The sequence below is a fragment of the Labrenzia sp. VG12 genome (assembly GCF_002237595.1).
Classification (GTDB): Bacteria; Pseudomonadota; Alphaproteobacteria; order Rhizobiales; family Stappiaceae; genus Roseibium.
The window spans coordinates 2,361,512-2,386,953 of record NZ_CP022529.1; the positions used below are offsets into that span (position 1 = coordinate 2,361,512).

The window sequence follows — 25,442 nt, forward strand, 5'->3', positions numbered from 1 at the left end:
AGCTTGCACCCCATCGGCTGCCGAAGCGTCTGCGATGCGCTCCTGCCCTGTCGGATCATGGAATGACAACATACTGAGGTACGCACCTCAACACAAGACAACAGCTTCATTTCTACGGTCCGGATCAGCTTCGCCTGCGGGTTCCCAGCGTGGACGCAGCCCCCCTCGCTTCAATTGCCCGTCGCAAGGGGTGACCGGCCACAGCCCAGCGCTGGAGCAAACCCAATCAGGACGGCACCATTGTTTCCCAAGCTTGAACACTGCGTCTTTCGCGCCACGCTGGGTTTCCACTGAAACACCTCTATCTTCAGGATCAAACGGAAATCCGCTGAAGGAAAAACCATGTCCATTCGCCCCGTCACCCATATCGGCTCCACCCAACCGACGCTGGAAGGCGCCGGTGTCCGGCTTGACCGGGTCTTCGGTTTCCAGGACCCGGAAATGCTGGACCCTTTCCTTTTGCTGGACGATTTCCGCAATGACCGCCCGGAAGACTATCTGAAAGGATTTCCGTGGCACCCGCACCGGGGCATCGAAACCATCACCTATGTGCTTGCCGGAACGGTGGAACATGGCGACAGCCTGGGAAACACCGGCAATCTCGGCGCCGGAGACGTCCAATGGATGACCGCCGGTCGCGGCATCATGCACCAGGAAATGCCGAAGGGCGACGACAAGGGCCGCATGCACGGCTTTCAGCTCTGGGCCAACCTGCCTTCCTCCCTGAAAATGACCGAGCCGCGGTATCAGGACGTTACCGCAAAGGACATTCCTGTTGTCGTCGACGATGACGGATCTTCGGCCCGGATCATCTGCGGCAGTTTCTGGGGCAAAAGCGGCCCGGTCGACGGCATTGCCGCCGACCCGCAATATCTCGACATCCATGTGCCCGCCGGCAAGAAAAAGCGCTTCAAGGTCGACACCTACAAGCAGACCTTTGCCTATGTTTTCGAGGGCTCCGGCACGTTTGAAGGCGCATCCGATCCGTTCGGCGTGCTGACAGAGAAGGAATTCGGTGGCGAAGAACTGAAGATCCGGGACGAAACCGGCAACCGCACCCTGGTGATTTTCGGCACAGGCGACGAGATCGTGGTTCAGGCAGGCGACCACGGCATTCGTTTCCTGCTGGTGTCGGGCGCCCCGATCAAGGAGCCGGTCGCCTGGCACGGTCCGATCGTCATGAACACCCGCCAGGAACTGATCCAGGCCGTGACCGAACTGCAAAACGGGACTTTCATCAAATAGCGCGGCCGCCTTGTAACTTTGACGAACTATGGCTAGGCCTGTCCGGCACGCCAACGCTCCGGACAGACCATGCCCCTGAAACTCCGCCCTGCCAAACTCTCCGACGCCCCGGCTCTCACCGACATTCTCCACCGCGCGAAAGCGTCCTGGGGTTACACGCCAGACTTGATGGCGGAATTTCGCGAACACTGGCGCATCACCGAGGCGACCATCCGGTCTCTCACCGTTACGGTTGCCGAAAAAGACGGGGTGGCGGTTGCCTTCTCCGGCGTGACCCAACAGGGAGACGACACCCTGCTGGTCGACTTCCTGTTCGTCGCGCCTGAAGCCCAGGGACAGGGCATTGGCGACCTGCTGCTGACAAGGTCCGAGGACAAGGCAAGGGAACAAGGCCTGCCGCGGCTCTATCTCGAAGCGGACGCCCACGCCGGCCCCTTTTACGAGAAACGGGGTTTTACCACGCTTTCAACGCGGCCCAGCGAGATGTCTCCCGGAAAGGAGATTCCGCTCATGGAAAAATGGCTGGCACCGAGTGTGCACCAGGTCTCATCTCTGGACATTCATGTCTCTTCCGCCCCCTGGAAATTCGAGATCACGAACGAAGACGCCATTGAGGAACACTTTGAGGAAGCAAAAAAACGCATTGCGCTGCTGTGGAACGGCCGCACGCTGAAGCTGACCGGTTACCACTTCGAGAACGGCATCTTCAAAGGCACCTGTGCGGAATGTTCCTTTGCCGCCTATCTCGCCTGGCGGGACTGGGGCGCGCCAGATGCCTCCTCGTTCAACCTGTTCGGTTCCGCCATCCTGCGCGCCTCCGATGGCGCCCTGCTCTTCGGTGTGATGTCAGAGCGGACTGCCACAGCAGGTCTCATCTATCCACCCGGTGGCAATCTCGATCCGACCGACCTTCTAGATGACGGCCGTGTGGACGTTGTCGGGGCGATCTATCGGGAACTTGAAGAAGAAACCGGCCTTGGCAAGAACGACGTATCGGCAAGGGATCTGCTGGTCACGTTCGACGGATCAAGGATCTCGCTCGGGCTCGTCCTTGATGTTCCCGAAAAGGCCGAAACGGTCCGAGAGTCAATCCTGCGGTTTTCAGCCGCCTCGAGAGAGCAGGAACTGTCGGATGTCAGGATTGTCCGGTCCCTCGCAGACCTTCAGGACCCGGCCATGATCTCCTATGCACGCTCGATCGCCCGCTACTTGCTGACGTAGCTGCCCGGCGGTTCCAACAGGTCTGGCGCAAGAAATTGTTCACCATCTTGGAGCACTTAACACTGGCAGGACGTGCGCTAACATGCAAAAGTCCGCTCGCCTTGACCGCGTCGAAACGCGACTCGATTGCCTCCGTGGCAACGGTTACGCGGCCCAAGGCTTGCTCCGGCAGATTGCTCTAGGGAGATACGATACATGAGCCGTCGCTACGCGATCCTGGATGTCTTCACCAACACAAGCCTGGCCGGCAATCCTCTGGCCGTGGTGCTGGACTCGGAAGGCCTCAGCGACGAGCAGATGCAGAAGATCGCCGGTGAGTTCAACCTCTCCGAGACGGTGTTCGTGTTTCCTCCGGAAAATCCCGGTCATTCGGCCAACATGCGCATCTTCACGCCCAAGATGGAGCTGCCCTTTGCCGGCCACCCCACCGTCGGCACGGCGATCCTGATGGCCAAGGAGCGTTTTGGAGACATCGCCGGAGAACAGGACGCCGTGGTCGTGTTGCGGCAGCAGATCGGCACCGTGCGCTGCGCGGTCATTCTGCGCGAGAACGCAGCCGCCTTCGCCGAGTTCGACGTGCCGCAATTGCCTGAACCGGCAGGACCGACCCACAATGCCGAACTGATTGCCGCAGCCCTCAATCTGGAGCCGAGCGACATCGGCTTCGAGAACCACGCACCGTCCCGTTTCCAGGTTGGGCCGCCCTTCACCTTCGTTCCCGTGCGCGATCTGGACGCCCTTGCCCGGGCCAAGCCCGTGCCGTCCATGTGGAAGGCGGGCTTTGGCAAGAACGGTCACACGGACGCCTATGTCTATTGCCGGGAAACGCGCTCCCACGACAGCGCCTTTCACGCCCGCCTGTTCGCGCCCGACATGGGCATTCCGGAAGATCCGGCAACGGGCTCGGCCGCAGCCGCCTTTGCCGGTGTGGTCGACTATTACGACGACCTGCCCAACGGCACCCATCACATCCGCATTGAGCAAGGATTTGAAATGGGGCGCCCGTCGCTGATCGATCTGGAAATCGACATTGAAAACGGCGGCATGCATGCCGTCAGGATCGGCGGCCAGGCCACGCTGGTGGCCCGGGGCGAGCTGTTTCTTTAATCAGTTGGTGGTGGCCGACCCCGGCCACCACCAGGTTGACGGATCATTCGGCAGCTTCTGCCGGTGCTCTTGGCGCCGTGGCCTGCCAGGCCGGAACGCCCTCAAGCCGCAGATACCAGGCTTTGACATGCGGGTAGTCGTCCAGCGGCACCTGTGACTGAGGATGCAGCGCGAGCGCCGAGACCGCACCGACCGCGAAATCCGCCACCGTCACGTTCTCCCCGAGAATGAAATCGCGGCCCGCAAGATGGTCGTTCAGCACCGCGGCAAAGCGGTGGTAATTCTCAAGCGCAGCGTCAATCTTCGTCTGATCCGGCGCGCCCATGCCGAATGCCGGCTTGGCCACGGTTTCCCAGACGATGTCCCCAAGGGCGCGGTTGTAGTGCTGCACTTCCCAGGACATCCAGCGCAGGATCTCTATGCGCCCGCGCGGATCTGACGGACAGAAGCTGTCCGCGCCGGCCTTGTCTGCAAGATAGATCATGATCGGATTGGCTTCCCAGAGATTGAGGTCGCCATCTGTCAGCACCGGCACTTTCAGGTTCGGGTTGACCGCCCGAAAGGCCTCGGTGCGCTGCTCGCCATTGAGGATGTCGAATTTCTGGATCTCGGTTTCTCCCTTGAAACCAAGATGCCCCAGGGCGGCCAGGACACGGCGGCTGTTGGGCGACAGATCGGTAATGTAAAGCTTCATCGGTACAACTCCTCAATTGGTTTCCGCAGCTTTCCTGCGGCCGGATGAGCCCGGGCCACGGACCGGCCCTTTACTCAACCTAGTGGTTGACTATAATGGAATGAGATGATAGTCAACCAAAAGGTTCACTTTATGACTGTGACGCACATGCCCCAACTCGACGCCACATTTGCAGCGCTCAGCGACGGCACCCGGCGGGCGATTGTCGCCCGCCTGGCAGATGGTGAGACACCCTTGTCGGAACTGGCGGCACCGTTCGACATGTCGCTGACGGCGGTTTCCAAGCATCTGCGGGTGTTGTCGGACGCCGGACTGGTCGACATCGAGAAACGCGGTCGAACCCGTCACTGCCGGCTGCGCGGCGCTCCAATCAAGGAAGCCGTCGACTGGCTCAGCAAATATGAAAGTTTCTGGATCGACCGCTTCGATGCGCTCGCCCGTCATCTTGCCAAGGAGGACACCCAATCATGACCGCAGACCAGCCTTCCAGGGAATACCTGAAATCGGCACCGGGCCGAGACCCGATCATCATCGAGGGCCTGTTCAGGGCTGCACCGGAACGTGTCTTTAGGGCCTTCACCGATCCGCGCGACGTCTGCAGCTGGTTCATCCCGAAGTCCGGCAGTCTGGAAGAGGTCCAGATCGACCTCAAGGTGGGCGGCAAATGGTGCTTCGTGATTGACCGGTCCGACGAAAACCAGATTCATTTCGAAGGCGAATATCTGGTCATCGACCCGCCCAGCCGCCTGGAGTTCAGCTGGCGGCACGTAAAGGAGTTTGCCGACGGAACACGCGAAACCACCGACACGTCCAGGGTGGCCGTGACCTTCACGGCTGCAGGCAAGGCCACCGAAGTCAGGCTCTGCCATGAGGCCATCAAGACCGAAGACGCCCGCCATGGTGTCGGCGCCGGCTGGAACGGCTGTTTCGAGCGGCTTGCCGATTTTGTCATGGAACTGGAACGCGAACCGGGAGATTGAAAATGTCCGCACCGCAAATTGTCAGCCGGGACGAATGGCTGGAGGCCCGCAAGAAACTCCTGTCCAGGGAAAAGGACTTTACCAAGGAGCGCGATGCCCTTTCCGCGGCCCGCCGCGACCTGCCAATGGTCATCGTCGACAAGAACTATGTCTTCGAGACACCGGACGGGAAAAAGACGCTGTCCGACCTGTTTGGCCCGAGCAGGCAGCTGATCGTCTATCACTTCATGTTCGGCGAGGACTGGGAAGAAGGCTGTCCGAGCTGTTCCTTCTGGGCGGACAATTACGACACGCTGGACATTCACCTGGCAGCCCGTGACACGGCCCTGGTCGCTACCTCGAATGCCCCGCTTGCCAAGCTGGACGCCTACAAGAAGCGCATGGGATGGAGTTTTGCCTGGGTGTCGACCGCCGGAAACGACTTCAGTACAGATTTCGGCGTCACCTTCCCGGGCAAGGAAGTCCGGAACGGCCAGGGCTACAACTACACGGACGCTGCCTTTTCCGAGGAACTACCGGGCGTCAGTACCTTTTTGAAGCTGGAGGACGGGCGCATCGCCCATTCCTATTCCACCTATGGCCGCGGTCTCGACATCCTGAACATGGCCTATAACCTGCTCGATCTGACGCCGATGGGCCGCCACGAAGACGGCCTTCCCTGGCCCATGGCCTGGTTGCGCCGGCGGGACCGGTATGACGCGGAGGCCTGACTGGCAATGAAGAAAACCCCGGCCGATAGCCGGGGTTTTCACATTTTGCACCCAACCGGTTTGAGGCCACGCGCTCATGAGGATCAGCTTCCCAGGAAACCGATCGCCATGCCGGTTTCCGGCTTCAATCGCGCTTCCTTCACCAGGGCGGACGCAATGTCCTGAACGGAAGGATCCGCCGTGAAGCGAAGCTGCTTTTTCACCACCGCAAAGTCGCCCGGTGTCAGATTGCGCAGGCGGAGAACCTCCTCAGGCGCCTCTGCACCGAAGAATTTGCGGAACGCATAAGCAAGACCGGTCCGCTCCAGGGGTTTCAGCTCCAGCTTGAAATCAAACCGGCGCAGGGTCGCCGCATCCAGTTTGGAGGCAAAGTTGGTCGCGGCCAGGACAGGCTGGTCATGACGGTCGAGCCAGGAAAGCAGCTCATTGACCTGCCCCGCCTCCCAACTTGCCTGAGCCGTGCCCCGGTCGAACATCAGGCTGTCCGCCTCATCGAAGAACAACACCCCCTGTTCATAGCGCGCGTCGGCAAAAGCGTCCGCGATGTTGCGCTCGGTTCCGCCAACCCACTTGGACAGAAGGTCCGAGGCCCGTTTCGTCAGCAACGGCTTGTCCAGGCGGTCAGCAAAGTGATGGGCGAACGCCGTCTTGCCGGTCCCCGGGGACCGCTGAGCAAGAGCGAGACATCGCTGTGGCCACACGAGGCGATGCCATCCAGCACAGCGCTGAGCGAAGGCTCGGTGTTATAGAGATCCAGATCGATACCCTGAGCATTGTTGTTCGGCAGCACACCACCGCGCAGCGTCTTGACCAGAGCCGTGGCGGCCTGCTCGACATTGCCGTCCTGACCGGCCAGCTTCGACGCCCTGGCAGCGTTGCGCAGGATCGTGGTCGTCTCTTCAGCGCTTTCAACAAGCGCCGCAATGTCCTTCGAAAAGGCAACTTGCTCGTCCTTGCAGATCGTCTCCGCGATGCGCCGGCGAGCCTTGCGCGTCGGATAGTCCATCTTCAGCACATAACTCATCCGGCGCAGGATGGCGTCATCCATGTTGCCGACGGCATTGGTCGTCCAGATGACCGGAACCGGGTTGTTTTCCAGCATCCGGTTGATGAAAACCTTGCTGCCGTCCCGGCGCATCATGAAATCGCCCGGGCTTGGCTGGGCATCGCCGATGAAATCCTCCATTTCATCGAACAGAAGCACGGCCTCTTTCTTGTCCTTCAGCACACGCTGCGCCAACAGGAGCGCACTGACCCGGTCGTAGCGCGTCGGTTCCTCGCCATCGTCATCGACCTCGCCAACGGCATGCAGACGCAGCTCCGCCTCGGCGCCGAGCACACGGGCGAGTTCCGTTTTGCCCGTGCCGGGCGGTCCGTAGACAAGAATGTTGACGCCCTTGGCGCCTTCCCTGACGGCGCCGGTGATCAGGCTTGCAAGGAAAGACACGTCCGGGACTTCGGCGAAATCCTTTAGGGACAGGCTGGTCTGATGACGCGGACCGATCAGGGCATCGACAAATTCGTCACCCTGGCTCGGCGCCCGGTCGAGCAGTCTTTCAAGCGTCCACTTGATATCGACGGCAACCGCCCCGGAGCGGCAGACCTGAAATCCGATCAAACCAAGCCGGAACACCGGGCTGCGCCGGACAAAGCGCAAGGACTCGTGCGCCGAGACACCGCACAGCTCTGCCAGTAGCACCGGCAGGTCGACGCCCTTTGCCGTCACCGCCTCCGACAGGCTCTGTAGTTTCGGCAGCCGGTCGCAACCGATCAGCAGGGCCAGCAAGGTGCTGTTTTCCGTGTCCAGCCCGAGAAGTTCGGCCAGCGTGTCGGCGATCTCCATGACATAGGGTGCCGGCGCTTCAGGCAGTCGCCAGCCCTGCAGCACTTCTTGCAGATTGCCCCAGTTCTTGGCCTCGCGCTTGCGAATGCCAAGGTCAAGCCAGACCAGATTGTCGAGGCACCAGTCCTTCAGCGCTTTTGCCAAAGGGGCCTCTTCGGAAAGCCCGCGGCTCACATGGAGCAGCATGGCCTTCACCAATTGATATTCGTTCATGATCGTCCCATGACCCAGATCGGATCGCCACCGGGGTCATTCACCCGATGCGAGTTCCAGTCGGTATCTTCAGTTTTGAGGGTTACGCGGTCGTCTCGGATCCTGTCCCGACCGCAGCACATGGGAATGTGTTTACGGCAGAGACTGGAAGGCGGCGAAGCGCAGACCCGGCAGGGTGTCTAAATCCAGCAATGCATGTCTCCTCGTTACGCCGCATTGGTGGCGCGGGATGGCGGTTACATACCGGCCAGACGTGCCGGCATCAACCGGCAACACTGGTCCCAGATGCCAAAAAGAGACACCGTTGCACATGGGTCACATCTCATTGCTGCGCGAAATCGCCTGAGGACAGCCCGGCAAAAGCCGGTTGCAACATTTTCCAAGCTGACTTATGAACAGAACCCGTTAACCGTCGGGTCACGCTTTTGCGCCACCTTTGACGGACGACCAGTTTGAAGACGACCAAAGGCCCAAGGCAGACCCATGATCGCGGCTCGCGACATTTCCGGTTCTTCTGCGATCGCGCTGACCCAGCGCGGCGGCCTCCTCCTACTTGGCGATCTCCTCCTTCTTAGATGCCCCTGAGCGTCGGCTGCTCCGCGTGATCTTCAGCGGAACGGGCACTTAGGGGAGAGTTTTTCAAAACCGCATCACGACAATCGGATCGCGCCCGCCAGCCCAATACCGCCTTTAAGCGCCGATCCAAGCCAGGGACGAAACATCATGACGACCACTTCCGAGAAGGACCAGATCAGGATCTTCGACACCACCTTGCGTGACGGCGAACAATCGCCCGGCGCATCGATGACGCTGGAAGAGAAGCTGCAGATTGCCGAAATTCTCGACGACATGGGCGTCGACATCATCGAAGCCGGCTTTCCGATCGCATCAAACGGCGACTTCGAAGCTGTCAGCGAAATCGCCCGCCGCTCGAAAAACTCGGTGATTGCCGGTCTGGCCCGCGCCATCCACGCCGATATCGACCGATGCGGCGAAGCCGTCAAACACGCCGGCAAGGGCCGCATCCACACGTTCGTGTCGACCTCTCCGATCCATCTGAAGTTCCAGATGAACAAGACCGAAGAGGAAGTGTTGTCGATCATCACCGACACGGTGACCCGCTCGCGCAACCTGATCGACGATGTCGAATGGTCCGCCATGGACGCGACCCGCACACCGATCGACTATCTGTGCCGCTGCGTGGAAGCGGCCATCAAGTGCGGCGCCACCACCATCAACCTGCCGGACACCGTCGGCTATGCCACGCCGGAAGAATACAAGGCCATGTTCGAGCAGATCCGCGAACGCGTGCCGGACAGCGACAAGGCGATCTTCTCCGTCCATTGCCATGACGACCTGGGGCTGGCGGTTGCCAACTCCCTGGCAGGCGTCGCCGGCGGCGCGCGCCAGATCGAATGCACCATCAACGGCCTCGGCGAACGGGCCGGCAATGCGGCGCTGGAAGAGATCGTCATGGCAATCCGCACCCGCGCGGACGTTCTGCCCTACGCCACCCAGATCGACCCGCAATTCATGGTGCGTGCGTCCAAGATGGTCGCCGGCGCCTCCGGCTTCGCCGTCCAGTACAACAAGGCTATTGTCGGCAAGAACGCCTTTGCCCACGAGAGCGGCATTCACCAGGACGGCATGCTGAAAAATGCCGAGACCTACGAGATCATGCGCCCGGAAGACGTCGGCGTGAAAGCAACGTCGCTGGTCATGGGCAAGCATTCCGGCCGCCATGCCTTCCGCGACAAGCTGAAGGAACTGGGCTTCGAACTGGGCGACAACGCCCTGCAGGACGCCTTCCGCCGCTTCAAGGACCTGGCCGACCGCAAGAAGCATGTCTATGACGAGGACATCGAGGCTCTGGTCGAGGACGAGATCAACATCCTGGGCGAAAGCACCAAGGTGATCGCACTGACCGTGATTGCCGGCACCGGCGGCCCACAGAAAGCCATCCTGACCATGGATGTCAACGGCCAGCACATCACCAAGGAAGCCACGGGCGACGGCCCGGTCGACGCCACCTTCAACGCCATCAAGGGCATCGTGCCGCATGAAGCGACCCTGTCGCTCTACCAGGTGCACGCGGTCACTGAAGGCACGGACGCACAGGCGGAAGTCTCCGTGCGCCTGGAAGCTGAAGGACGGATCGCCACCGGCAAGGGCGCGGACACCGACACGCTGGTCGCCTCCGCCCGTGCCTATGTCTCGGCCATGAACAAACTGGCCCTGCGCCAGCAGACCGGCAACCCGGGCGCCCTGCAGGCGGTATAACCGCCCGCAATTGCCAAACAGGCTTAACGGACCGTCAGCCCCTGCAGCCGTGCCTTTCAGGTAGACGCTGCGGGGGCTTTCCTTTGGCCGGGAACCTCATGAAAACACGGCCTTGAGGATCGCTGCGCACCCTTGTCGGCATCGCGGAGTTCCCTGGTGTGTCAGCCGGAAAGATCTTCGACGGCTATTTTTTTGTGGTCGGGATTTTTCAGCCTCTTGAAATTTACCAATGGCGTGATCAAGTGCAATGTTACAGCCATGTGACGACGATGGGGCATCGGTCACACGGTAAATGTGCCGAATAAACGAAGGATATATGTACTGACCCTGGCTCGGGTGCCACACAGAAAGCGAACCGGACCTTAACCCTTTCCGCACTATCACTCTACGATATGGTGCGGTTCTGTGACATAAGCGCCGGCTTGCAAGACGCGGACCTTCCGCACCCGACCAACAAGGAATTGACTGCTGCAGGGCTGACAAGTTCCAACAGAACAAAAAGACACTTGGAGACATACCGATGGCTCGACGCCCCCACGGTCACAATGCCCCCCCTGCCCGCCGGACGATGTTCTACCTCGTTCCGTCCAACAGCAATTCCGCTTCAACCGATAATGTCGGTGCCTTCCTGCGGCTCGGAGAGTATTCCGACGTCGAAAAACGGGTCTTTGATCACAATCATCAGAGCGACCTGTTCCCCGCGCAGCATATCACCGACGAAGGCAATGACAGTTCCGTCTATACCAATGCCGCCGGCGGTGCCGAGGGCATCATGATGTCCTGCGACGGCCGCGTCCTCGTGAAGGCCGCCGAGCGCATGTACCTGGAAACCGGGAACTATCACCAGAAGACCAACGGCAGCCACACGATGGATGTCAATGGGGACATGTCTCACGCGGTCCAGAACAACTACGCCCTGACGACCGAAACCGGCAACATGACGGTGACCTGCGCCAAGAAGCTGAAGGTCGAATGCGACGAAGAAGACCGCGACATCAAAGGCAAGTCCAAGCACACTTATGAGAAGTGGCACCTGATCAAGTACAAGGACTCCTACGAAACCCACAAATTCGGCTGGGATTTCAACAGCACCTACGGGTTCAACATGACCACCTATTACGGTGGCATCATGGAATCCGTCTACGGTGTGCGCATGCAGTTCGACAAGTTCAACTTCCTGTCCGACTGGGTCTCACTGAACTGGAAGGGCACCCAGATCGACCTGAAGGGCATCGTCATGAAAAAACTGACGGCCAAGTTCGGTGCCACTGATTGCTCTGCCGAATGGGACGAGATCATGGTCGGCCTGCAGGGTCTGAAAGCCGAGGCGACCCGGCTTGAAGCCAAGCGCAAGGAACTGCATGTCCAGAGCGTCCAGGCGGAACTCAAGAACTTCGGCTGTGACGTCAAGCTCGGCAACCTCAGCTGTTACGTCTGAACCGGTCTCCCCGTATAATGCATGGCCTGCCGTCAAGCCTCCGGGCGTTTGCGGCTGGCCCAAGGACAAACAGACGACGGTGAGAGAGCAGCTTGCCAGCAATCATAAAACCCTCGCGGATCTCCGTGGCCCAGCAGACAGAGCTGTCACGGGACGGTGCCCTGACCACCGTCTCTGCCTATGCCCTGTTTGATTTTTCGGATCCGAAGCGCTTCCTCACCGAACAGGCGCTCTGGCCGATGGTCGCCGAGCAAATGCCGAACGGCGCCATCTTCGACAAGGGTCAGGCCAAGCCGAAGGCGGAACTGATCATCGCCGGCTGTGCGCTGTCGCCCACGGAAGCCCCTGTCGAGGGTGTCGAAGTCACCGCCCGGTTCGGGTCTTTCCAAAAGAAGCTGGCCGTCTTCGGTGACCGGTTCTGGCGCCTGACCGACGAGGGCGTCCAGATGAGCCGGCCGACGCCGTTCCTGAAGATGCCGATCGGCGACATTCAGGCCTTTGGAGGCCAGGGTTTTGCCCACAATCCGCGCGGCAAGGGGTATGGGGCCTCCATTCTTGTGGAATCCGGCTTTGATGCCCCGCTTCCCAACGTTGAAAATCCCGCGCGTTTGATCAAGTCCATAGAAGATCGGCCCACGCCGGTCCATTTTGGTCCGATCGCAGCGGATGATCCGGCACGGATCACCTTGCTTGGCACCTACGACCAGCACTGGATCGACAAGGTCTCACCGCTGAAACCCGAAGATTTCAACCCGCTCTATCACTGCGAAGCACCGCATGATCAGCGATTTGACGCGTTTTTCAACGGGGGGGAAAGCTTTGCGATCTCCGGTATGTCACGCGGAGAAACAACGGTCGGCGGTCAGCTGCCGTATGTGACGGCGCGCTGTTTTTACGAGCTGGTGAAGGACGGCTCCCTGCATGAAACCGGCATGCGCTGCGACACCGTCACATTGTTCCCGAATGTGCAGAAGGCTGTCCTGACATTCCGTGGTCTCATTCGGGCCGAAGACCGGTTTGCAGAAGACATCGCCTCGATCATGGTCGCGGTGGAAGAAACCGGGCAGACGTCGCGCGACCACGCCTATTACGCGGATATTCACCGGAAACGCCGGTCCAAGGAAGACGGCCACAAATACGCGCTCGCCGACTATCAGCTGATGCCCGAAATTGATGCCGCCATCTGGAACGAACGGCAGCAGGCAAAGCTCGACAAGGCGGCAGCCGACCGTCAGAAGTTCAAGGACAATCAGGACTGGGCCATCGGCAAGATGCTCGAGGACGAAGGCCTGCCCAAGGACATCTTCCCTGAGCAGCAATCCGGCATCGCCGACGACCTGCCCCTGATTGCCCAGCCAACCCGCGAAGACCTGGAAAAAGGTGAACTGGACGTCGCCGCCCTGCTGGACGACGTCAAGGCCGTGGAAGAAGCGCTTCTGGAAAAACGCGACCGGGAAATGGTGCGCGCCGAGCTGCAGCGGCGGGCCGTTGTTGCCGCCGCCCCTTCAGGACGCCTGCCGGCCAATCTCGAAACCCCGATTGTCGACGATGACCTGGTCCAACGGTATGCGGATGTTGAACTGGATCCGGACCTTGTCGACGGATTGAACCAGCTCAGCAGTCAGCTGAACGCACTGAAAACGCAGCGGGAGACGTCCAGTGACGCGGGGGCGGATGCGACCGCCGGCCTCGAACCTTCCCTTGACGGCCTCGCCGACTTGTTCGGTGAACCGCAAGGCGCCTCTCAGGATGACATCGAGGTGGCATACGACAAGGCGGTGGCCCGCGCGTTGCGCCAGCCGGAAGGCAGCATTCTGGCGGATCTCCGGCAGGCGCTCAGTGATATGGACCTTGTCGGTCTCGACCAGCTGAACACCGATACCCAGGCAACCAATGACGTTCAAAAGGCAGGCGCCAGCCTGGACGGGCTCGACAAGGGCGCTCTGGAAACGCAACTGGACCAGACCCTGAGCCAGACCGGATCGCTTCCGGTGGCCAAGGACACGTTCAACGACATGCTGGACGCGCTGATGGGCAAGGCTGCCGAGGCCGATACCGGAGCGATGCAACCCGCGGCCGGACAATCCCCGTCCGACGCGGTTCCCGCGGCTGTTGACATGACCATGGCAAGGCTTGAAGAAGCCGACGTCACGGTCGACGAGAACATGGCCATGGCCCGCCACCAGTCGCCAACACCTCTTTTTCCGCTTGATCCCCTGCCGGAAGGCGTGCCGGTGCGCCTCGGCACCCTGATCGCGGAAAAGCTGAAGGCCGGTCACGCGTTCCACGGCGCAGACCTGGCCGGCGCAGACCTGCGCGGCGTTGATTTCAGCGGACTGGACCTGACCGACACGTTTTTTGAAAGAGCCGATCTGACCGGAGCCAGTTTTGCCGGTGCCGACCTGACCGGCGCTGTCTTTACCGGTGCGACGCTCGACGGGACGGATTTTACCAGGGCCGACCTGACCCATGCCAATCTCAGCCGGGTGCGCGCCAAGAACATGCGTCTGGACAGGGCCAGGCTCGTTGATCTGATGATCTTTCAGGCCAATTTCTCCGGAACTGCAGGCAGTAACGTCGAATTGGACAAGGTTCGCTTCATCGAAACGACGCTGGACAATGTCGAACTGACGCAAAGCCGGATCACCGACTGCCAGTTCCTGTCCGGAAGTGCCGACGGCATTGGCCTGCCCTCTTCCAAAATCCTCCGCACCATGTTCGTCATGGTGCCGATGACGGGTCTGGACCTGACCGGCAGCGACCTGGAACGGATCGGTTTTGTGGAAGTCAACGCAGCGGGAGCCGACGGCCGGAACGGCAAATGGCTCTCCGTCGGTTTCATGGGCAATTGCGATCTGACCGGGGCCCGTTTTGACCGGCTCGACGCAAAGGAAAGCTCCTTCAACACCGCGAAAATGGAAGAGTGCTGCTTCCTGCGGGCGAAAGGGGATACCTGTTTTTTCAATGCCTGCGACCTGAAAGGCAACGACTTCCGATTGGCAGCCTTTCGCAATTCGATGTTCGGAAAATCCAACTTCCAGGGCAGCGACTTCTTTGGCGCCAATCTGTTCATGGCGGCGCTGACTGGCGCGGATCTGCGGAATTGTTCGATGCGGGCGGCCAATCTCTATGCAGCAAACCTTCTGGACACCAAACTGGCAGGTTGCGATCTGACCGGCGCAAATCTGGGACTGACCCTGATGGAGCAACAGAGCCATGCCTGACAAACCAGACAGAAAGCCGATATCGCGCGAAGACGTTCTGGCCTTTCACGCTCATGAACAGCCGATCATGATGCGCGATGCGGCGGGTCACTCCTTCGCGGGTGAGGACCTTAGCGGCATCCGCTTCATCGACTGCAACCTCACGGGCTGCGATTTCTCAGGCGCCGACCTGTCCGAGGCCCAGATCGTTTCCTGTCAACTGAATGCAGCAACGTTCAACCGCTGCAATCTCTACAACACCCAGCTTGTCGGCTGCGACCTGCCGGGAGCACAGCTGCGGGACACTCACGTTGAACGGCTTCAGGTTGTCGGCGGCGATGCCAGTGGTTGCGCCTTTGAGGGCAGCACCTTCACCGAGATTTCCTTCGCGCAGCCGAACCTGTCCAACGCCGATTTTTCGGGCACCAGCTTCTATCGGGCCGCCATGATCGCGCCGGACATCAAGGGCGCCAGTTTTGCCAACGCGACCCTGTCGAATTTCATGCTGAGTGAAGCCGACCTGCGGCCGGTCGACATTACCGGGGCGCATATCGACATCGCCCTGTTTGCCGACGCGAACCTCTCCGGCCTCGATCTTGCCGGCCAGTCCTGGCAGCATTGCACATTCCACAAGGGCGCGTTCAAGGGCACCCGGATGGACGGTGCGAACCTGACAGCGTCGGTGTTCGCCGAGTGCGACTTTGAAGGTGCCAGCCTGAAAGGTGTCACGGCCAACACGACCGGATTCACAAACAGCAAGCTGGACGGTGTCGACCTGTCCGGAAGCCAGTTGTCTTTGGCGAATTTCGCCGGCGCAGGCCTGTCCGCGGCCCGTTTCAACAGGTCTCAGATGTTCTCCGCCGTCTTTCTGGAAGCCGATTGCCGGGCGGCACTCTTCGACGAGTGTGACCTCGCCCAGGCTGAACTCTCGCATGCGGACCTGTCCGGCGCCTCACTGACGGCAGGCCGCTTTTACAACACCAAGTTTCACGGCGCTAAAACCGAGCAAACTGTGATGCTCGGCACATCGGGCAGTCGCATAGAAACCGACACTGAACGACTGATTGCAGAATTGTACCGGACAGACCGGGTCGCCCTGCATGGCGAAACCCCGGCCACAGGAGAGAACCTCTGATGCCTTTCGTGAACACCCAGGGACCTCTGCCGGGCATGGATTTCTCGGTCCCCGATGTCTACCTGCAAACAACGCCAGCCGGTCCCATGCCGATACCGCTGATGTCCATGGGCATGCGCGCGACCGAGATCCCGACATGTCTTCGCACCTATGTCATGTGCACGCCGGTGCATAACATGGCAAACATTGCCCCGGTCACGATCAGTGGCCCCGGTCCCGGTGTCGCCTCCGGCATGGTGTGTTCCAACAGCCGCAACATTCTGGGCTCATTCAAACTGTTTTTCCAATGCATGCCCGCGACCCGTTCGCTGATGGACCCGACCGCTCAAAATGGCCTGTCGCCGAACTCCGTCGGATTGACCCTTTCTCCGTCACAGATTCGAGTCCTGTGCCTGAGTTGATCAACCTGGACCGACGGCCTCTCGGTTCCACCGAAATCTGATAGACTTGACACACCATTTGAAGACAGTGAGCTGCTCATGACCCCGAAGACCCAGAGCCAAATGGAACCGGTCGCAAAAACAGCACAGCAGGACCCTGCCGCGAGCGCCGGACTTCAGACCGGGACGGTCAAGGCACTGCTTACAGAAGTGGAAGCCATGGTGACGCTGGACACGGGCGAACAGATCCATGCGGTTCAGGCCACGAGCTGTCTGCTGGCACCGGTCATTGGCGACACGGTTCTGGTCTATAGCGGCCCCGAGCAGTCCTTCATGCTATCCGTTCTGGCCCGGGAAGCCACCGTCACGGCTGAAATCGGCGTGACAGGTGCAAAGGATGTTGCCCTGACCACCAAGGGCAGCCTCGCTCTCTCTGCTCCGGACGTGAAGGTGAGCGCCCGCCGGCTGACTGTCCTGACCGAAAGCCTGATGCAGACCGGCAAGCAGCTGGTGACCAATTTCAGCCGGTCCCTTGAGACCTATGTCGACAAGATGGTCAATGCCCGCACAATCACCACGACCGCACAGAGCCGCAGCAGTGCGATCAAGGAAACCGAGACGCTCAAGGCCGGTATTCTGGTTCAGAACATCGACAGTGTCGCCACGCAGAACAGCGACGTGTCTCTGATCACCGCCAAGGAAGATGTTCGTCTTGATGCCGAACGTGTCAGCATCGGCTGAGCTGCAGCAGGAACACGGCGACAGGGTAAACAATGCTTCTGGTGGATGACAGACTTCAGGCAGCGCGCGACCACGCGGCCGCCGGCAGGCATGACAACGCAGCCTTGCTGTTTGAAAGCATCCTCGACATTTCCCCCGGACATCCGGAAGCCCTCACCGGCCTGATCGAGACAAGCCTTGCCAGAGGCGACCTGCAATCGGCCCAGTCTCTTCTGACAAAGGCAACAGCGCAGAGCGAGCGGGATGCCGGTTTCCTGGCCCTTGCCGCAAAAGTGGCCCTCGCAGGCGACAATCCCGGCGAGGCGGAGCGTCTGGCTGATCGGGCTCTGGCGATCGATCCCCATCATGTCCAGGCTGCACTGCTCAAAGCCGAATTACTGGCTGCTGCCGGCGCCCTCGCCGACGTGGAAGTCCTTTTGAATACCGTTCGAGCGCAGACAGAAAGCCAGGACATCCTGCATGGCATCGCCCGGCTCTACTTCTCGATCGGTCTGTTTGCCCCCGCTCTTGCCTCGGCACGCGAGGCCCATGCGCTTGATCCCGACGATGCTGCTCTCAACGCTCTTGTCGGTCAGCTCCTGACTGTCCTGGCGGATCACGGGGAAGCCGCTGGATTTCTCCAGAAGGCACACTTGCAGGATCCGGCCAACCCGGAATACCTGCTGGCGCTCGCCAACAATGCCGCGGCAACCGGCCAGTTGACGGAAGCGTTGCGGTTTGCCGACCGGGTCAAGACACTGTTTCCGGACTCCATGCCCGCCTGGCTCTGTTACATCCGGATCAAGGCAGAGCGCGGTGAGGCCGAAGAAGCCCTGCGGGATTTCGCACCGGTTGCCAAGGCGTCGAAGAACCGCATGGAAGCCGTTCTGACGCTTGGAACCGCCTACGGTCTGGCCGGGGAACCGGAAAAGACCCTGCAACTTCTGGAACCGCTGCTTGGCAACAGCGACCGGCTGGAAGAGCCCGACAGGGCCCGGCTGTTGAGCGTGCTCCGGGAAACGTATCTTGCAACGGGTCAGCTGGACAGGCTGCCAGAGGTGCTCAATCTGTCGGGTTCGGATGCGGCCAAGAAGCCGGACGAGGAGGCGCTGGCGAACCATCTCCGCTCTTCGGCGATGGTGGTCGATCCCGGTCTGAGCAACCTGGAATTCATGGTGATGGCCCGGTTTATCAGCGCCGCCGGACAAGGAACGCAAACGCCCGTGATTGGTGCGGCAACTCTGGCCGGTCTTGTGCGGCTGTTCGGTTTCGACACCTTTCTGCCGAGCGATACCCAGGTGACAAACCAGCTGCAACCCGCGATATCAGGGACCTTTCCGGTCTCTGGTCTGCTGGCCGTGCCGGCTCAAATGCGTGGTGGTCTGACGGGGTCCACGCCTTATCTGCCGGCGCGCGAAGATCGCCTGCGACGGTGGCGCGACGCCTTGTCGGAGTATCCCAGACCCTGGATCGGGATCGCCTGGAATGAAGCCCCGCCCGGTCTGACCCTGGACAGCCTGCTCTCCGGCCTGCCTCCGTTGCCCGGAACCTTGGTCAGCACCATCTGGGACCACAGCCGGTCCCAGCTCGCCGGCCACAAGGGTATCATCGACGCCGGTCGTCATATCGAACAGCTCGAAGATCTGGCGGCACTGGTGCAGGTGCTGGATTATGTCGTCGGTCCGGACGGCATCATACTGCATGCGGCGGGCGCCTCCGGAACGCCCGGCCTGGCACTCGTCCCGCGTGTCGCGCCCTGGTACTGGTTTTCAGAAGAGGGTCGCAGCATCTGGTATCCGAGCCTTGATGTCATCCGCTCTCCGAGGGCCGGTCACTGGGCAACGCTTCTTCCAGAACTCTCCGAAGAAATTGCCGGGCGGTTTCACAAGGGGATCTGACCGGTCGGGTTGCTCCATCCGCCCCCCCCTGACAGGGGGGCTGCTGAAATGCTATGAAAAATACTGGAACGGCCGTTTTCCAGCGCCCATCGGCTTCGCCCCAGGAACATCCGCTGTGCTATCGGCCGATCCTGATTGCCTGGAACCAGGAAGAGGCGGGCGTTGGAGCAAGAACTGACTGCCCAGAACATGAACAGGGTCCTGATTGCCGGTTGCCCGGGCTCCGGCAAGTCACAGGCTGCACGCGCACTCGGCCAGCTGACCGGGCTGCCGGTCATTCACCTGGACAGCCATTACTGGCTGCCGGGCTGGCAACATCCGACAAAGGCAGCCTGGCGCGCGACCATTCAGGAACTGGTCGCCAGGCCTCGTTGGATCATGGACGGCAACTTTGCCGACACGCTCGACCTGCGCCTCGCGGCAGCGGACACGCTGATTTATCTGGATTTTTCCACCCTGCTGTGTGCCACGAGAGTGGCGCGGCGCACCTTGTTCGGACACGGCAAATCCCGCGGAGGCGAATTGCCCGAAGGCTGTGTTGAACGGATCGACTGGCCGTTTTTCCGTTTCGTTCTGAACTACAGGGAAGACCACCGCGAGAAAGACCTTGCGGGCATCCACTCATTTGCCGGCAAGAGCTACATTTTTACCCGGCCACGGCAATTGGCGCGTTTTCTTGCCGGACTGAAAAAGTCGATCGGGATCTGAAGCTCCCTTTGCCGGAAAAGGGGCCGCAACACGGCCCCTCTCCTCTGACCGGTCACTTGCAGAGTTCACCGGAATAGCGAACCAGGCCCTGCAGATCCTGCGGATTGCGCAGATCCACCGGGCCGTAGCTGGTGAAGCTGCCGCCATAGTCGGACAATGTGCCCCGCCCCTAGCCTTCCTGAACATCATAACTGATTTCAATCATGTAGCGACCAGGCCTGCCTGGAACCGCGGTCAGGATGCCGACATCTTTGGTGTATATCGCTCCACCGTCCGCGCGGCCGAAATAGTGTTCCATCTCCATTTCAAGTCCGGTTTCCGTGACGCGCTGCTCCAGGATCTTGCCGGACGCATTGGTCACCGACCCCATCAGCGTCGCGGAGATGATCACCGGCTTTCCCTCGCCTTCGGCAAAGAAATTCGGAATGGCGGCGCCTCCGATCTCCAGGCAGTCGTCGGCCATGGCAGGCAGAGCCGTCATCATCATGGCAGCAGCTGCCGCCAGTGTGGTTCGAAACGTTTTCATGTGTTTGATCCCTTGAATTCTGTCTGACACTCAGCCTTTGGCAAGGCGCTCGGAAAGCTGCTGATTGGTCATCGCCTCGCCGTCCAGGTTCCAGGTCCCGTCCACCGTGTGAACAAGGTTCGACCAGATCTTCTCCCGCGGCAGCCGCCCCTCGGCGGCATCGGCGATGATGTCGGTCGCCTCCTTGAAGAAGCCGACCTGGATGTCCCGGTCGGCCAGGGCAAAGGACGGTGTCTTGCATTCCAGCCAGGCGCCCTTGACCGGTTCGCCCCCGGAGAGGGCTCCACCATGCGGCAGCGCCTGGATCTGCATGGTGACGTTGGGCGTCATGACGGCGTTGCCGGCAAGGCCGTGCCATTTCAGGAAAGCGTCGGTGATTTTCTTTCCGGCCAACCGGCCGGCTTCCTCGGTCAGGACACCTTCCGTGTAGTTCAGTGCAAGTGGCATGGTTCTGCTCCCTTCAAGAAATATAACGTTCGTTATATTTGGTTGCGAGGCTTATTTATGTAACGATCGTTATTTTGTCAAGAATCAAATAACGATCGTTATGAAAGAGCGGACAGCATGGCAAAACAGCAGCTACGCAAGGCGGAGACACATCGCGCACTCCTGAACGCCTCCAGCCGGGCGTTTCGCAGCGAAGGTTTTTCCGGCGTTGGCGTGGACGCGATCGCAAAGGCGGCGGGCGCAACATCCGGGGCGTTCTACGCCCATCTTGGGTCCAAGGACGGAGCTTTCCACGCAGCACTGGAGCTTGGCCTGAACGAGGTGATCGAGACTGTGCCGACCTACCAGGATCAGCATGGTGCGGGCTGGGTGGAGGCCTTTGCCCGGTATTATCTTGGAGCCGCCCATCGCAAGGACAGGGCCTGCGGTTGTGCCATGACCGCCATGTCGCCGGACGTGGCCCGCGCCAGGCCGGAAACACGCGCTCTTTACGACCAGCAAATGGAAACGATTGCGGCGCTCATCGCCAAAGGCCTGCCAGGGGACACCGACGCGCTGCGCCTGAACCGCGCCTGGGCCTTTCTGAGCGTCCTGATCGGTGCCCTGACGACCGCCCGGGCGCTGTCCGATGACCAGCTCGCGGAAACAGTGACGTCTGCCGCGCTGCCAGTGGCCCTGGCAGCCGCGACGGGCGGTTCCCTTCCAAAAGGCTAAAGACGGCTTTCAGGCGCACCGGCCCGGGAGAGTGATGCGTTAGCGCCTTTCAGGAACTGGCGACGCGTTAGCCGGAAAATCCGGCAGGCAATCCCATCGATTTCCCGATCCTGCCAGAGGTGAAGCCCGGCTTTTTGCAACACCCTTATCGACGCATCATGCGCCTGCTCCGCCGTTGCAAACAGCTGCGGTTCACTGGTTTCTTCAAAGAACCAGGCAACCAGGGCACAGGCAATTTCTGTTGCATAGCCGGCACCCCAGGCCTTTCTCTGCAGCACGTAGCCAAGTTCATAACCCTCGGGATCTTTCAGCTTGGAAAAACCCGCCCGTCCGATCAGAACGCCGTCCAGTGTCTCCAGCTTCCAGCCGGTGATCTTGTGCCGCCGGTTGTCTTCCAGATACCGGTCAAGACGGTCACGCACGTCGCCGGGTTGGAGTGCGACCGGACCTGGCGCCAGGAAACGGTTGACCTCCGGATCGGCGTGCAGCGCGACAAGCGCGGGCAAATCGTCCTCGGAAAATGGCATCAGTCGCAGCCGGTCTGTCTGCACCACAGGGTGTATCACGATCGGGACTTTCCGGTTGGAGGGTCAGGGCGACGCACGATCTTGATCAGGCCCTCGCCCTGTCCACTCGGTAGAACCGGCAGGCAAGCCCGTTTATGTCCATGTCCCGCCAGAAGCGCATGCCTGCTTTCTCCATGACCTTCTGGGAGGCCCCATGCTCCCGCACCGCATAGGCGATGAGATGATCCTGGTCGGTATTGTCGAAGAACCAGGCGACTAGCGCAGATGCGATCTCGGTCGCATATCCCCTGCCCCAGGCCGATCTCTTCAGACTGTAGCCCAGTTCATACCCATCCGGATCCGACTGCCAGGAAAACCCGGCGCGGCCGACAAAACGGCCGTCAAGGGTCTCCAGTTTCCATTTCGAGATGCCCGACTGGACGTGATCCTCGGCGTAGTTTTTCAAGCGCTGGTGCACTTCCTCCGGGCTCATGATTACCGGTCCCGGCGACAGGTACCGATTGACCTCAGGGTCGGAATGCAGCTCCTGCAGTTTCAGAAAATCATCTTCGGTGAATGGCATCAGGCGCAGCCGCGCCGTTTCCAATACAGGTTTGATCAAAATGAACACTTTCAAAAAAAGGGACCGTGACGAACACGGTCCCAGGCAAATAACCTGGCGCCAACAGGCGCCGGTGCACTGCCTATGCACTCATGAGATAGGATTGCATGGATGGGCTGAGCAGCTGGAACACATCCGCCTGCATGCCATCAATCACCTTGCTTTCGCGATGATAGAAACCCGCATCCAGGACGACATCACGCATGAGGCGGTTATCGGTCCTAACGACGGCAACAAGATGCGAGAAATAGGTGTTTTCGAAGAACCAGCCCGACAGCGCAGCGCACAGACGGGTCGGCAATTCCGGATCCGCGTCGAGCACGTCGTTGCGCAGGCAATAGTTCAGGCTGATCTCGGAGGTCTCGGCGACCGGTGTGAACCCTGCCCAGCCTAAAAAGTCGCCGTCCGGAGAAACCGCTTTCCACTTCGCGAAACCGAGGTCGTCCTGGTTCTGCAGAGCCGTACGCACCAGCTCGGCCGCATCAACGACCGTGCAATTGCTGGAGAATTCGTGACATCGGTTTCCATACGGGTCGGAATGAAGGTCTTTGACGAGATGAATATCCGCCGGCGAAAAAGGGACAAGCCGCACTGCGCCGCATTCGAGATAAATCGTCTGCACCATGTCCTCCCTGGTTCTGAAGTCTGTTTGACCGCCACCGCCTCATTCTCGAAACGATTGCAGACAGGGCGATTCATATAACCCTGAATTGTGCCAACCCGATGGCAGACAAAAGTATAAGAACAAAATCGGAAAAAATAAATTCGTATTACCAACAGGTTAACCTGATACTCCACGCTGCAGCGCACACTTGTTATGTTAACCACCTATCCGAAAAATATGCCTTGCCAGTTTTCCAGATTGATTCCGACCGACGGATCAACCCGTTGCCAATCGCTCATCTGGTTGCGGAACCAGGTTTCCTGACGTTTGGCGTATTGCCGCGTTGCAACAGTCAGCCTGTGGAGCGTTTCTGAATAATCGGCTTCTCCAGCCAGAAAAGCGCCGATTTCAGCGACTCCGATGGCTCGCATCGCTGGAAGTTTGTTCGAAAGGTCCTTCTCCAGGAGCGAACGCACTTCGGCCTGACCGGCCTTTGCCAGCATCAGCTCCGCCCTTTGCGCAATGCGCGCGTGCAGCCAGGGCCGGGGCGGTGCCAGCACGATCCGGCAGCACACTTCCGGCCGCAGCAATGGCGGCGCCTGATGCGCCTTCTGCCAATGTGCGAGCGACTTGCCCGTGGCCATCAGCACCTCCAGGGCCCGGGCGAGACGCTGCGGATCGGAAAGTGTCGCAGCAGCGGTCTTGTCGCCCAGCCGGGTCAGTTCCTGCCTTAATCCTTCCACACCTTGCCGGTCCGCCAGATCACGGGCCTGACGGCGAATCTCCTCCGGGATCTCCGGCATTTCGGCAAAGCCTTCGGTCAGCGCCTTGAAATAGAGCCCCGTGCCGCCAACCAGGATCGGGACATGCCCCTTTTCTTCGGCAGAGGCAATTTCGGTACTCACAAGCCGCAGCCAGGCCCCGGTCGAGAAGGCCTGGGACGCCGGAAGAATGCCATAGAGACGATGAGGTACTTCGGCCTCTTCTTCTGCCGACGGCCGGGCGCTCACAAGGCGAAGGTCCTGATAGAGCTGCATCGAGTCGGCATTGAGAATGACCCCATTTAGCTTTTTTGCCAGATCCAGAGCCAGGGCGGACTTGCCGCTGGCCGTCGGCCCGGCTATCAGAATGACGCGCCTGTTCAAAGCTTCTGTCCTGCTGCCTTCCAAGGAACTGTCCATGTCTCTCGTTGCCACTTTGGTGTCCACGCCGACTGCGCCCGCTGTCGATCAGGAACTGCTCGTCAGGGCCGCCGACACCCTGGGTGCCACAGAGGCCCCGGTCGTTCTCAGCCCCGGTGTTGCAGCCGATATCCGGTTTACAGGTGCCGATGCAAGAGCTGCCGAACAGGATCTGCGCAGCGTCATCGGCTCACAACCCGTCGACGTCTTTGTGCAGGCAGACGGAGATCGCCGCAAGCGGCTGCTCATTGCCGATATGGATTCCACCATGATCCGCCAGGAATGCATTGACGAACTGGCGGCTGAACTCGGCCTGAAGGAACGCATCTCTGAGATCACCGAAAGGGCCATGCGCGGAGACATCGAATTTGAACCGGCCCTGCAGGAGCGTGTCGGCCTTCTGGAAGGCCTTCCGGTCTCCGCGATCGGTTCCGTCCTGAGCAACCGCATCCAGCTGATGCCGGGCGGCCGCACGCTGGTCCAGACCATGAAGGCCAACGGGGCCTATTGTGCACTTGTCTCGGGCGGCTTCACCCATTTCACCAAGGCGATTGCGAACATGATCGGCTTTGACGAGAACCAGGCCAACACGCTGCTGGAAGCGGACGGCAAACTGACCGGCAAGGTCGGCCAGCCTATCTTGGGCCGCGACGCCAAGCGGGCCCGACTGGAATTTCTCGCAGCCGAAAAAGGCATCGCGTTTGAAGACACGTTGGCCGTCGGCGATGGTGCCAATGATCTCGCCATGATCGAGCGCGCCGGCACCGGCGTTGCCTACCGCGCCAAGCCGGCGGTCGCCGAGGCCGCCGATTTCCGGATCGATCACGGTGATCTGACGGCCCTGCTCTATCTCCAGGGCTATGCGGAGAAGGATTTTGTGCTGAGCTGAAGGCGAGCTAGCGCTTCCCGATAATTCGACACCCACCTTCGGCACGAGCCTCTTCTCAAGAACGTCTCGACCCTGAAGACAGCTTGACGTCTCCCGGGTTCAACTGGCGTTTGGGGCATGACCGGTGCCTCGGCACCCCTTGTAGCTCCCTCCCGTTTTGATGAAGATCCTCTGCCAG

At 60.3% G+C, this 25,442-nt stretch carries 25 protein-coding genes; 16 read left to right on the plus strand and 9 right to left on the minus strand.

Annotation, left to right across the window (positions count from 1 at the left end):
• Positions 1 to 342 precede the first annotated feature (342 nt).
• From CHH27_RS11060 to CHH27_RS11070, 3 genes are all read left to right on the plus strand, one after another.
• Positions 343 to 1,245, plus strand: coding sequence for a pirin family protein (locus tag CHH27_RS11060; RefSeq protein WP_094071640.1), 903 nt, complete (start codon positions 343 to 345; stop codon positions 1,243 to 1,245).
• 69 nt (positions 1,246 to 1,314) lie between these two features.
• Positions 1,315 to 2,466, plus strand: coding sequence for a GNAT family N-acetyltransferase (locus CHH27_RS11065; RefSeq protein ID WP_094071641.1), 1,152 nt, complete (start codon positions 1,315 to 1,317; stop codon positions 2,464 to 2,466).
• A 195-nt stretch (positions 2,467 to 2,661) separates the two neighbouring features.
• Positions 2,662 to 3,573, plus strand: a complete 912-nt coding sequence (locus CHH27_RS11070; RefSeq protein WP_094071642.1) for a PhzF family phenazine biosynthesis protein — start codon at positions 2,662 to 2,664, stop codon at positions 3,571 to 3,573.
• A gap of 43 nt (positions 3,574 to 3,616) precedes the next feature.
• Here the strand turns inward: CHH27_RS11070 and CHH27_RS11075 are convergent, their stop codons facing one another.
• Positions 3,617 to 4,267 carry a glutathione S-transferase family protein gene (locus CHH27_RS11075; RefSeq protein WP_094071643.1) on the minus strand — a complete coding sequence of 217 codons (651 nt, stop codon included), beginning with the start codon at positions 4,265 to 4,267 and terminating at the stop codon, positions 3,617 to 3,619.
• A gap of 147 nt (positions 4,268 to 4,414) precedes the next feature.
• Between CHH27_RS11075 and CHH27_RS11080 the strand changes: the two genes are divergently transcribed.
• Genes CHH27_RS11080 through CHH27_RS11090 form a run of 3 tightly spaced genes read left to right on the plus strand, consistent with a single transcriptional unit; the run spans position 4,415 to position 5,957 of the window.
• The gene (locus CHH27_RS11080; protein ID WP_247646213.1) at positions 4,415 to 4,738 is read left to right on the plus strand and encodes a helix-turn-helix transcriptional regulator; all 324 of its coding nucleotides are present in this window, start codon (positions 4,415 to 4,417) and stop codon (positions 4,736 to 4,738) included.
• Positions 4,735 to 5,247 (plus strand): SRPBCC domain-containing protein, encoded by a 513-nt coding sequence (locus CHH27_RS11085; protein ID WP_094071644.1) that lies wholly within the window; start codon positions 4,735 to 4,737, stop codon positions 5,245 to 5,247. The genes CHH27_RS11080 and CHH27_RS11085 overlap by 4 nt, the downstream gene beginning before the upstream one ends.
• 2 nt (positions 5,248 to 5,249) lie before the next feature.
• Complete coding sequence (locus tag CHH27_RS11090; protein ID WP_094071645.1) at positions 5,250 to 5,957, plus strand: DUF899 domain-containing protein; 708 nt, start codon at positions 5,250 to 5,252, stop codon at positions 5,955 to 5,957.
• A gap of 83 nt (positions 5,958 to 6,040) precedes the next feature.
• Here the strand turns inward: CHH27_RS11090 and CHH27_RS27935 are convergent, their stop codons facing one another.
• Positions 6,041 to 6,562, minus strand: coding sequence for an ATP-binding protein (locus tag CHH27_RS27935; protein ID WP_247646214.1), 522 nt, complete (start codon positions 6,560 to 6,562; stop codon positions 6,041 to 6,043).
• The gene (locus CHH27_RS11095; RefSeq protein ID WP_198338399.1) at positions 6,556 to 8,013 is read right to left on the minus strand and encodes an ATP-binding protein; all 1,458 of its coding nucleotides are present in this window, start codon (positions 8,011 to 8,013) and stop codon (positions 6,556 to 6,558) included. The genes CHH27_RS27935 and CHH27_RS11095 overlap by 7 nt, the downstream gene beginning before the upstream one ends.
• A gap of 723 nt (positions 8,014 to 8,736) precedes the next feature.
• Between CHH27_RS11095 and CHH27_RS11100 the strand changes: the two genes are divergently transcribed.
• The 8 genes from CHH27_RS11100 (at position 8,737) to CHH27_RS11135 (ending at position 19,775) form a co-directional block, all read left to right on the plus strand.
• Positions 8,737 to 10,293: a 2-isopropylmalate synthase gene (locus CHH27_RS11100; protein WP_094071646.1), complete on the plus strand. Its 1,557-nt coding sequence runs from the start codon at positions 8,737 to 8,739 to the stop codon at positions 10,291 to 10,293.
• A 520-nt stretch (positions 10,294 to 10,813) separates the two neighbouring features.
• Positions 10,814 to 11,731, plus strand: coding sequence for a hypothetical protein (locus CHH27_RS11105; protein ID WP_157738866.1), 918 nt, complete (start codon positions 10,814 to 10,816; stop codon positions 11,729 to 11,731).
• A 92-nt stretch (positions 11,732 to 11,823) separates the two neighbouring features.
• Positions 11,824 to 14,955: a DUF2169 domain-containing protein gene (locus CHH27_RS11110; protein ID WP_094071648.1), complete on the plus strand. Its 3,132-nt coding sequence runs from the start codon at positions 11,824 to 11,826 to the stop codon at positions 14,953 to 14,955.
• A complete protein-coding gene (locus tag CHH27_RS11115; protein WP_094071649.1) occupies positions 14,948 to 16,069 on the plus strand; it encodes a pentapeptide repeat-containing protein in 1,122 nt (373 codons plus the stop codon). Before CHH27_RS11110 ends, CHH27_RS11115 begins: the two co-directional genes overlap by 8 nt.
• Positions 16,069 to 16,470, plus strand: coding sequence for a PAAR-like domain-containing protein (locus CHH27_RS11120; protein ID WP_094071650.1), 402 nt, complete (start codon positions 16,069 to 16,071; stop codon positions 16,468 to 16,470). Before CHH27_RS11115 ends, CHH27_RS11120 begins: the two co-directional genes overlap by 1 nt.
• Before the next feature lie 78 nt (positions 16,471 to 16,548).
• Positions 16,549 to 17,190, plus strand: coding sequence for a DUF3540 domain-containing protein (locus CHH27_RS11125; protein ID WP_094071651.1), 642 nt, complete (start codon positions 16,549 to 16,551; stop codon positions 17,188 to 17,190).
• Between the two features lie 32 nt (positions 17,191 to 17,222).
• Positions 17,223 to 19,067 carry a tetratricopeptide repeat protein gene (locus CHH27_RS11130; RefSeq protein WP_094071652.1) on the plus strand — a complete coding sequence of 615 codons (1,845 nt, stop codon included), beginning with the start codon at positions 17,223 to 17,225 and terminating at the stop codon, positions 19,065 to 19,067.
• Between the two features lie 162 nt (positions 19,068 to 19,229).
• Positions 19,230 to 19,775 (plus strand): adenylate kinase, encoded by a 546-nt coding sequence (locus tag CHH27_RS11135; RefSeq protein WP_198338400.1) that lies wholly within the window; start codon positions 19,230 to 19,232, stop codon positions 19,773 to 19,775.
• Between the two features lie 169 nt (positions 19,776 to 19,944).
• Here CHH27_RS11135 and CHH27_RS11140 read toward each other — a convergent pair whose 3' ends face one another.
• On the minus strand, positions 19,945 to 20,301 hold the full coding sequence (locus CHH27_RS11140; protein ID WP_157738867.1) for a hypothetical protein: 357 nt from the start codon (positions 20,299 to 20,301) through the stop codon (positions 19,945 to 19,947).
• A gap of 30 nt (positions 20,302 to 20,331) precedes the next feature.
• A complete protein-coding gene (locus CHH27_RS11145; RefSeq protein WP_094071654.1) occupies positions 20,332 to 20,748 on the minus strand; it encodes a 4-oxalocrotonate tautomerase in 417 nt (138 codons plus the stop codon).
• A 117-nt stretch (positions 20,749 to 20,865) separates the two neighbouring features.
• Here CHH27_RS11145 and CHH27_RS11150 point away from each other — a divergent pair, with 117 nt between their 5' ends.
• Positions 20,866 to 21,462 carry a TetR/AcrR family transcriptional regulator gene (locus tag CHH27_RS11150; protein ID WP_094071655.1) on the plus strand — a complete coding sequence of 199 codons (597 nt, stop codon included), beginning with the start codon at positions 20,866 to 20,868 and terminating at the stop codon, positions 21,460 to 21,462.
• Here CHH27_RS11150 and CHH27_RS11155 read toward each other — a convergent pair.
• The 4 genes from CHH27_RS11155 to miaA form a co-directional block, all read right to left on the minus strand.
• On the minus strand, positions 21,459 to 22,028 hold the full coding sequence (locus tag CHH27_RS11155; protein ID WP_198338401.1) for a GNAT family N-acetyltransferase: 570 nt from the start codon (positions 22,026 to 22,028) through the stop codon (positions 21,459 to 21,461). The genes CHH27_RS11150 and CHH27_RS11155 overlap by 4 nt on opposite strands.
• 46 nt (positions 22,029 to 22,074) lie before the next feature.
• Positions 22,075 to 22,551, minus strand: coding sequence for a GNAT family N-acetyltransferase (locus CHH27_RS11160; protein WP_198338402.1), 477 nt, complete (start codon positions 22,549 to 22,551; stop codon positions 22,075 to 22,077).
• A gap of 121 nt (positions 22,552 to 22,672) precedes the next feature.
• A complete protein-coding gene (locus tag CHH27_RS11165) occupies positions 22,673 to 23,215 on the minus strand; it encodes a GNAT family N-acetyltransferase (RefSeq protein WP_094071657.1) in 543 nt (180 codons plus the stop codon).
• Positions 23,216 to 23,418: 203 nt separating this feature from the next.
• Entirely contained in the window at positions 23,419 to 24,375 is a 957-nt protein-coding gene (gene miaA, locus CHH27_RS11170) for a tRNA (adenosine(37)-N6)-dimethylallyltransferase MiaA (protein WP_094071658.1), read from the minus strand.
• Between miaA and serB the strand changes: the two genes are divergently transcribed.
• Positions 24,374 to 25,264, plus strand: a complete 891-nt coding sequence (serB, locus tag CHH27_RS11175; RefSeq protein WP_094074675.1) for a phosphoserine phosphatase SerB — start codon at positions 24,374 to 24,376, stop codon at positions 25,262 to 25,264. The genes miaA and serB overlap by 2 nt on opposite strands.
• Positions 25,265 to 25,442 lie beyond the last annotated feature (178 nt).